The organism is Trichocoleus sp. FACHB-262, from assembly GCF_014696035.1.
Lineage (GTDB): Bacteria > Cyanobacteriota > Cyanobacteriia > FACHB-46 > FACHB-46 > Trichocoleus.
Genome location: NZ_JACJPK010000062.1, coordinates 1 through 9,556, shown reverse-complemented (window position 1 = coordinate 9,556; position 9,556 = coordinate 1). Strand labels below are relative to the sequence as shown.

The 9,556-nt window shown below is 49.3% G+C and carries 6 protein-coding genes; 4 read left to right on the top strand and 2 right to left on the bottom strand.

Annotated features, from left to right (window positions below; genetic code table 11):
• Both H6F68_RS11880 and H6F68_RS29005 read left to right on the top strand, forming a co-directional pair.
• Positions 1-2,085: plasmid replication protein, CyRepA1 family (locus H6F68_RS11880; protein ID WP_313930096.1), on the top strand; the 2,085-nt coding region annotated here is incomplete at its 5' end.
• A gap of 264 nt (positions 2,086-2,349) precedes the next feature.
• Positions 2,350-2,904, top strand: coding sequence for a helix-turn-helix domain-containing protein (locus tag H6F68_RS29005; protein WP_242065463.1), 555 nt, complete (start codon positions 2,350-2,352; stop codon positions 2,902-2,904).
• Positions 2,905-4,206: 1,302 nt separating this feature from the next.
• Here the strand turns inward: H6F68_RS29005 and H6F68_RS11870 are convergent.
• Positions 4,207-5,994, bottom strand: coding sequence for a hypothetical protein (locus H6F68_RS11870; RefSeq protein WP_206755520.1), 1,788 nt, complete (start codon positions 5,992-5,994; stop codon positions 4,207-4,209).
• Positions 5,995-6,184: 190 nt separating this feature from the next.
• On the opposite strand from H6F68_RS11870, the gene H6F68_RS11865 reads away from it, so the two are divergent.
• Positions 6,185-7,336, top strand: a complete 1,152-nt coding sequence (locus H6F68_RS11865) for a site-specific integrase (RefSeq protein ID WP_190559234.1) — start codon at positions 6,185-6,187, stop codon at positions 7,334-7,336.
• A 290-nt stretch (positions 7,337-7,626) separates the two neighbouring features.
• Here the strand turns inward: H6F68_RS11865 and H6F68_RS11860 are convergent, their stop codons facing one another.
• On the bottom strand, positions 7,627-8,625 hold the full coding sequence (locus tag H6F68_RS11860) for a tyrosine-type recombinase/integrase (protein WP_190559232.1): 999 nt from the start codon (positions 8,623-8,625) through the stop codon (positions 7,627-7,629).
• 302 nt (positions 8,626-8,927) lie between these two features.
• On the opposite strand from H6F68_RS11860, the gene H6F68_RS11855 reads away from it, so the two are divergent.
• On the top strand, positions 8,928-9,556 hold a 629-nt coding region (locus tag H6F68_RS11855), incomplete at its 3' end, for a hypothetical protein (RefSeq protein ID WP_399313731.1).

Sequence of the window (9,556 nt, the reverse complement as noted above, 5' to 3'; positions counted from 1 at the left end):
TCTCAAGCGGCCTCTCTCAGCCACTGGCAGTGGGTGCAACAACAGCGGCAAAAGCTGACTTACTCTCCCAGCTTAGTTCTCAATGCTCCTGACTTGTCCCAACTTCAGTTCCCTGCCCTTGCATCTTCTGATGCCAGTCCTGCCCCTCAACTTAACGCTGGCATCCTGGCTATCTGCTCCAGCAAAGGCACAGGCAAAACCAAGCTGATGGCCCAACTCGTGGCTGATTCCCGCCAAGTTCTGCTCCTAACTCACCGCCGTTGCTTGGGGCGATCGCTAGCGGAACGCATGGGGCTGACCTGGAAAAGTGACGCCGATAAAGCCAATGGGCAGTGGATTGATGCTCAGGGGAAAGGCACGACTCAGCGCTTAGGGCTCTGTGTCGATTCCCTGCTCTCCATCGACCCCAATCAGTTTATTGGTTGTGACCTCGTCATTGACGAAGTCTGCCAAGTTTTGACGCATCTATTAACATCAAATACCTGCCGCAAAGATGGCAAACGTCCCGCTCTCCTAGCTCGCTTACATTGGTTAATGCGAGTAGCTCACCGAGTTGTGGTGGCCGACGCAGACCTAAATGACTCCACCCTCAAGTACCTGCAACAACTCCGAGGTGAAGACAGTGGCGTGAACTTGATCTACAACCACTACCAACCTCAAGGCTATCCAGTTCAGTTTCTGCATTGCCCCAATGATTCTGCCATCACGGCTCAACTGCTAGAGGATATTCAAGCAGGTAAAACTGTGCTGCTGCAAACCGACTCCAAAGACTACGCCGATGCGATCGCGGCCATGCTCCCTCTTGAAAAACGTCGCATCAAGATTACCAGCGATACCTCTGGGAATGAAGAAGCAGTTGAATTTGTTCGCCATATTAATGAGCAAGCTCCTCACTACGATGTGGTGATTGCCACGCCCTCAATGGCGACTGGGGTGAGTATCGAAGTTGATCATTTTGCGGTTGTTTATGGCGTCTTCTTTGGGACGATTCCAGATGCCGATGCCGCTCAAGCCCTGAGTCGCGTCCGTGCTCCCATTCCTCGTGTCGTTTGGTGTGCCGCTCAAGGCAAGAACTTCTCGGAGGTAGATCGCAGCGAGTACCCCTGGCAGATCAAGCGATCTCTGAAGACGAAGTTCGACCAAGAAGTGGCCTTGATTCGCTCCAGTTTGTATCCGGATTTAATTCCCGTTCTCGACACCGAGATCGATTGGGAGCACAACCCCCACTTGAACTTGTGGGCAGATATTACTGCTAGCCTCAATCGAGCCATGTGGCACTTACGGGACCAGTTGCAAGCTCGACTGCTCTATGAAGGCAATGCTATGGAAGCGATCGCGGTAGAAGCGATGCAACCAATCAAGCAACGAGTGCAGGAAGCTAAACAGCGCAATCGGACCCTAGAATACCAAGCAATTGCATCAGCTCCCACATTAAGCACCACAGAGCGATTAGCCCTGGAAGCCAAAGAAGTCTTGAGCCTGGAAGAAAAACGCGCTCTAGAAAAGACACGACTAGCTGACTTTTATGCGGTTCCTTTAGAAGCGGTCACCCCAGAACTAGTGACATTTGATGAGCGAGGTAAACGCCGAGGTCAGATTGCTCGCTTAGAGATGCTGCTTTACCCAGTCCTGGCGACTCAGAAAACCACAGAGGCGATCGCCAAGCAGAGTGTGTGGAAGCAGGGGTTATGGATACCGGACTTGCCAACCGCAGAAGGAGAACGAGTGGCTCGGGTGCTACTGGGATTACTCCCGTTTCTAGTCCCTGGTCAAGAATGGACGAATGAAGACTTAGAACCCCTAGGCGCGATCGCTCGTCGCTATTCTCAGGACGTGAAGCGCTGGTTGGGGTTTAAGATCCCCGACGACCCCGAGCAGGGCAATAATCTCTGGATCTTCCGACGACTTCTATTGCAGCTCGGCATTCAAACTGCGGCTCGCCGCGAAGGCAGAAACCAAAAGCGCTCGGTGTGGATTACCCCAGAAGCTTGGCAGACAGTGCAGAGCATCCTCGATCGACGCCACCTGAAACGAGAGCTGTCAGACTTAGCTGCCTCCCCTGTTGTAACCCCTTCTAGTTACTAAATATATAGCTGGCGCTTACAACCCCGAACCCTCAAGCTTCAATTCTTACCACTTCCTCCTGAAAAGAAAGAATCGGCAGATCAAGCTTTACCCAGAGAGAGAAAGACTGGGCAGCCTGCTTGTGAATTGCACTACCTGAAATCATTTTCAATGTTCATTTTGGTGTGCTCCAGAAGTACCCAACCTCTTGTCCATTACGCCTAGCTTTCCACGCTCTACACCCGGAAAGCTCAGCCAACTCATAACTATTCAAGGATTTTTACCATGACATCCCCTTCAAACCTCGCGATCGAGCAGGATCATGCCTGGTTGATCGCCATTCCCAAACGTGACGAATTCACTCAACCCCGATTTCATTTTGGCGAACGCGTGAAATGGTCTGGAGAAGATGCTCAAGGAGCATGGTCTCGTAAAACCGGACGCATCATTGGCTTGAAGTTTGCCTACGATTCCCAGTGGCATTACTCCATTCATCTAGATACAGAATTCTTACCCCCAGAGGCGATCGCTGAGGGAGTTTGGCTCACAGAAGCAGAACTGAAGTTAGTGCCAGACTCTGCTTCTATTCGTAAGCAACTGAAGCCTGAATCTGAGTGGATGACTACGCAACAAGCAGCTCAAATCTTAGGCATTTCCGCCGAGCAACTTCGCAAATTACGGCGACGGCAGCTATTCAAAGTCGGCTATCATTACCGCGATACGAGTGTTCCTGGCTCCGGACTACCCCGCTGGCAATGGCATGTGGAGCGCTGCGGTAAGGCTTTAGAAGTACCACCTGAGAAACGACCCAGTCAACCAGTTTCACCCCGCCAAAAGTGAAGCCAACTTAATGAAATAACTTTTGATTATGCTCAGAGCCGAAATTAGAGAGCGGGCCCGTTAGGGGTTGAGTTGCTGTTGAACAATAGGTCAAACAAAATTGATCAGAAATAGCTACACCACTCAAAGTTGGAGTAGAATTTGAATTGCAGGGTCGTTTCTGCCAAACTTCGATTGGTGTCTCTGACCCGGCCGACAAATAAATACTCCTAGCTCTGCTAAAGGCTCCTAATTAGAGGTACTGGTGGTGTAAGGGCTGTTATCGCTTAGGCTTTTTCTGGATAGGATATGAAAAAGCTCTAAGCTAACTCTTGCAGGGCTCGCTTACTAGTACCAAAGAGGCTCTGAGTTCTATACGTGGTTTAGGAAAAACTTCTACAGAAGTTAAAGCTTTGCAACTGTAAAGGTTTAAACTGTAAGGCTGCAGTTTCTTATGAAATTTTTCCAATCACAGCCATCAATCAGGACTCCATGGTATAGATGTTAGGTTGGTAGCAGCTCCAAAGTTGTCACGCGCTGTGCAGTTGTGCCCCTAAGAGGCAACGTCAGAATGCGGGTTTGCGGTGTCCAAAGTGTAGCCTCTCAAAGGGTTGATTAGGATCGAGCGCTACAACCGTTACTAGGCAGAGGCAAATGTCTAGAGCGTGTGACAAAAGTGATACCTTTACCAACAGACTCTGCTTATAAGTTGGAGTGAATGTAGTCGTAGTCTAACTAAGTTTACTCAACCCTTAGAGCTTCGTTCATGAAGCAAAATAGCCTGATTTGAGGTGGTTTAACCTATTACATTGCAGCTCTTTGGCTTAGATATTGTGAGTTTTGCACAAAATATAAAGTTTTATTTTACAAAGCACTTTGTATTATCTCTAGTTGCTAGCTATAGCAATTCTAAGTATTTTGTAAAATGTGCATTCTCTAGACACACCCCTTACAAAACATACTTGCTTAAGAATGATTTAGGACTGCTATAGTAACCAATTTTTCATTTTTGTACTAGGTATGAGACCGGCTCTTGACTTAGGGAAAAATTAGGGAAGTCTAAAAACTCGAGCTTCAGAAGCCTTGCTAGCTCGAAGGTTTAGCTACATGATGCGCGTTGCCAATGAATGCGCCCATCGTGTTAGACACAGCAATCACTACATCTGCAAAACACTAGAAAAATGAGCTAGAGCTTCTCCATAGCAACCTTTCTGCCTTTTGATCTTCAGCCTGAATTCTTCTCAAATGCATGTGAATACAGGCGAATATTCCTAAGAAAATAGGGAAAATTTAGGGAAGGATTGGGTTTCAATACCACAGCTTCTATGACTCAGTCGGTGAGTCGCTTCCTTTAACTTCTAAAAGTTTTTGGGCCAAGTCTGCTGCTCCTGAGTGACTTGATACATCTCTAGAAGCGTGCCCAATTGCATCAAGCTTGTTACGGATTTCTTGGTTGAGCCCTGAGGGGTTTTCAAGATTTCCTAACTCAGTCTTTGAAGCATCTGATCTTGGAAATGCTGCCAGCATTCGCCGAAAGGAGTGCGGGCTGACAATTTTTCCTGTAATTCGGTAACTTGGGTTAGCTAGCAATTGGCTGAACGCTGGTAAACTATGGTACGGTTGCCCATTCTTCATCGTAAATAAGTAAGCGTGTTCGGGATTGAAGCAGCTCCTTAAACCGGGTACTTCCCAGCTAATTCCTTTTTCATCTTTGTAGGAATAGACTAGCAACCACTCCTTCAAGTACTGGTAGAAACAACGTCCATCGGCATATTGTAGATTTGGAACGGTCAACAATTTTCCTTGCTCCTTGCCTTTCTTCCGGCCTCCAGGTAAGTACACCCACCATTGGTTTCCCTCTCGAGACAGATAACCTTCTTTGGAAGAACTGATGGGATTGTCAACCTTTCCATCATTCTGAAGTAGGGCTGCAATTTTTAGGGTTCGTAGAGCTGTAGGTCGTTCGGGAACAAGGTAAGCTAGAAACGCAAACAAGAGAAAACGCTGATAGCTGAGAGCGATCGCATTACGAGCCCGCAGAGGCCCAAGCGTGGTGCCTCCTTGTTGAGACTGAGTGCTTTGAAGAAATCTGGGGGTACACTCCGAGCGAAGCATTTCCCCAAGCTCTAAAAATTCTGTCCACTGCAATACTTCCGTTGAGCGATCGCTTAAAGGTCGATGACTTTTTGCTCTCTCTGCAGTCTGCATTCTTAACTGGCGCAACGAAGCAAGCGTGGGAAATTCTGCTTCTATGTTCCCTAGATAGGGTTGTTTCTCTTGCCAGTAGATAAATTTGGCGACTGCTAGCAAAGTGTCTAGCACCTTCAGTTCCGTATGAGGGCTTTGAATGCCATTGCTGGGAAGCGGTGAATTTTCCGGCTGATTGCCTCGCAACCAGTCTAGATAAGCCTGAGTTAGTTCAACCGTTCTCCTGGCCATCATTTCGCCATGATATTCAGCTTTCAACCGATCGATCTCGCTTGGAATCGGCACGAACTCAATCAAGCAGCGAAAACTTAAATCCTCCAATGGAACTGCCTGCACCTGATGAAGCCACCCAAAGATCCTTAAAAGTTGTTGTTGGTGCTGCTGGGCGGTTGAAGTCTGAACCAGTGAGGTTAATTTCGCTGCCTCGGGATTAGGTTGCGTTAGAAATCGGTAAAACGCTTCTAATTCCTGCTTTAGGGTGGGAGGAAGCAGGTTATCTGCCAATCGATGAGGTTGCCTAGCTTTACGAGTTGTTCGACGAACATCTGTTGCAGCTTCCTGACGCTCCCGATGCCGAGGAGGAGAGTGTCTGTCTTCGGACCAAGCGACAGAACTAGACCTAGGCTGTTCCTTACACCAGTCAATGAAATTATTTAAGGCCCAACGATAATTGCGTCGGCTATTGCCCGCTACCTGCAACTGCTCAAACAAAACATCTTGCAGTTTGGGAGCATTCTGCAAGTGCTCCAGCTGCACCTGTTTGAGGAACTCGAGTCCTTGCTCGCGCTCCTCCCGAGTGAGTCGTTGCCCCTTGGGTAAAGGAAATCCCCAGGCTGGGAGAGTGTACCTCACCAAAGCAGTTTGGGCTTGAGCCAAAGTGGCATCAGCCTTCTGGGATGTCATGACAGTTCGCACATGGTGCTCATAGCAAAGCCAGGCATCGTGCAGAGTCGCAAAGGACCGAGATGCGGAGGGATCATCCATAAAAATTCTTAACCAAGGGAAGACTTACCCTAAAAGAGGCCATAGGGTAAGCTAATATGACAAGGATTTACTTAACATCTATAGAGGCGCTGCCTCTAAGGACTCTCTTATGGTTAATGCAGAGTTTAGGGAAAAGCTACAGCAGCTGAACCAGAAACTGAAACAAGCCAACATTCGAGTCAGAGTTGTCCTAAAGGGCAACTCCTTATATGCTAGGGCGACTTTGCCACCGAAGCCAAATTCCAAAAATTCACAACCGCATCAGCAAGACGTGACGCTTCAGCTCAAGGGGAATTCAGAGGGGCTTCGGCGAGCTGAAGCAATAGCGAAGAAAATTGGTGCAGCGATCGAATGGAAGGAGTTTCTATGGGCTGACTACGGTCAACCCATAACTAAAGAAGTACCTCCGAAAACAGTTGCCGAGTGGACCGCAATTTTTAAGGCTAATTATTTTGAGTGTCGCGAGCGTACCCCAACAACTGAAGATTCCTTCAAAACTGGCTACGAGTACTATTGGAGACGCTTGCCTCAAGACCAAGATTTAACTAAAAAGCTATTGGAGCGAGCGATCAAAGCTACAAAACCTGATACCTTCACACGATTTAAGATCTGTTCCGTGTACAAGGCATTGGGTGAGTCTGCTGGCATAGATATGAGTTTCATTAACAAAGGGCTGCGAGGTAATTATTCTCCTAGAAGATCTAAGCATCGTGTTTTGCCTAATGATGTTGACATTGTCAAGGAGTTTTGGAAAATCCCCAATCTAAACTGGCGTTGGGTCTATGGGATGCTGGCAACTTATGGATTACGGCCTCATGAAGTCTTTCGCTCAGATATCTCTGAGTTGGAGCAGGGGGGGATAATTTTGAAAGTTCAAGCGCCTACTAAAACAGGATACCGAGAGGTACGACCGCTTCACCCGGAGTGGATTGAGCAGTTCAACCTGCGTGAGAAGCGCTTGCCGCAGGTTACAGGCAAATGCAATCGCGATTTTGGAAAGCGGGTGACACGCGCTTTTGAGGACTATAAAATTCCCTTTCCTGCTTACAATCTGCGCCACTGCTACGCCGTTCGCTGTATCCAATTTAATATCAGCGTTTCCCTAGCTGCTCGTTGGATGGGGCATTCTGTGTCCATACATACCCAGACTTATCAAGCTTGGCTGTCGAAAGCTATGGAGCAAGAGATGTTTGATCGGGCAATTAACAGCGCCAACCGTCCACAACCGCCTAAACTTGAGGCGATCGACTTAGCGGCTTAATCTTTGATCTGAGGGAAGCTAGCCTCAATGCCAACCTAAAACTTTAATGTTATCTGTTGAGGACTCAATGGGTAGCGGCAACCATTCCTAGCAAAGCTGTTGGTTGTTCAGGTTAGCTTCACTTCCGCTGAGAATTATGAGAAACAGTTGTCTTTGCTGGTAGTTGCGATCCGCGATTCAAATGTTTTTAAGTCCTATGGTACTTTGAACAGTCTGAAGCTTCAGCCAATTTCAATTCGTATTAAGAATTTTTGTGCTTGTGCAAGATGTTGCAGAGCCACCTGCTGACCTCAATCTTCAGCTGGCTCTGGGTCTTCGCCGATCGCCTTCAGATACGCTTCAGCCGCAGCCACCTTGAAGATGCCTTGGGTGTAGCGCTGAAAGACGCGATCGCTCTTGATGCCCATCAACTCCTTGCCGAACAGCGGATCAACCCCTCGCCGCGTGACTTCCGTGCCAAACGTATGCCGAAAGCGATGCGGATTCAACCCCTCTATCCCAGCGATCGCTCCTAACTGCTTCACCATCCGATGTAAGCCTTTGTAACCTAGGCGTTTCCCTGCACTTTTCGGGTCTTGCGCCAGAAACATGGGGCTCTGCGGCAGTGGCTCAAACACACCGCTTTGCTGCTGTCGCCACTCGAGATACGCATCCAGATATTGCCTTGCTTCGCGATTCAGGGGAACTTCACTCACATTCTGCCCTTTGGAACGATGCACCTTGAGAATCTTGCCGTTCCAATGCTCCACATTAAGTGCGGAAGCTTCCGATGCTCGCAGCCCATGACTCAACACAGCAATAATGGCGCGATCGCGGACTCGGGTTCGCTCATCCAGTTCCAGCGCTGTCCACAATTGACTCAGATCCTCACTTTCCAGGTGATCAGCTTGGGGTTCTTCTTGGCGCTCCAAGTCGATCGCATCCGTCGGCAGTGGCTGGTTCATGGGATAACCATTGCTCCGCCGCAACCACCCATAAAAAGCCTTTAGCGTATTGAGCGCATGGTTAATGGAGGTTGCCTTCAATCCTTTTAGTTTCAACTCTCGTCGATACTTACCAATATCACTGGGCGTTACATCCAACCAAGACTTATTGCACCAACTGGCAAATCTAACCAACTGTCCTCGATAAACCCGCTGGGTATTGTCTGCCTTGCTTGTTTGCCGTAGAAACTCCTCAATCTGCCAGTGCCGCAGATCCGGTGGTTCCAGTTGCCGAGGTTCCGGCTGCTTGCCACCTGTGAGCGGCACAATCACGATGGGCAGAACTGGATCTGGGGATGGTGGCATAGACGCTCGTGCTTTCCCTCACTCAACAAACCAGGGGCGATCGCTACTCTCCCGCCCGATCGCACCGTTGCGCTTTCCGCAGACAGAACTGCTCCTGAACTGGTTCAGCCATCCGCTCCCCTCATGAGGGGAGCAATAGCTTGATTTTACCCTGACTCGTCTGGTGGTTTTCCTGATTGAGAGAAAGTAGCTGAAGTGGTTGTCTGCTAGGATGATTTCTGCTTAGATGCACCTAGCTTCAAGAACACTCCTCTTTGTAGGACTATGCTGACCTGAACCCTTCACTTGATCGGGTGGGAACTATGACTCATTTTGGGATACTGACCCCTGGCGCAGCGACCGGTCCACTCCACACGATGTTGCCCTTGGGGCAAGAACTTCAGCGGCGGGGTCATCGCGTGACCCTCTTTGGCATCCCGGAAGCAGAACCCAAGACACTCGCAGCTGGAGTCGCCTTTTCACCGGTGGGGGCAGCAGAGTTTCCGATGGGTGCAAGTGCAGAGGGGCTGAGCCAACTCGGACAATTGCAAGGACTCGCTGCCTTGCAATATACGATTCATCTGCTCAACCAACTCTCGACGGTGATGCTGCGGGATGCGCCCGCCGCGATCAAAACAGCGGGGGTCGATGCCCTGCTGGTCAACCAGGGAGTGGTCGAAGGTGGCACGATCGCAGAGCAGCTTCAGCTTCCCTTTGTGACCGTATGCAGTGCGGTTGTGCTCAATGCAGAACCGAGCATTCCCCCCTTTTGCACCCCTTGGCGGTACAGTCCAGCCAGATGGGCCAGGTGGCGCAATCAGCTCGGGTATGCCGTCCTAGAGCGCATTGCTCAACCGATGCGAGATTTGCTGGATGACCATCGTCGGGAGTGGAAATTACCCCGCTACTCGAGTCCGAATCAGGCTTACTCCCCCTTGGCTCAGATCAGTCA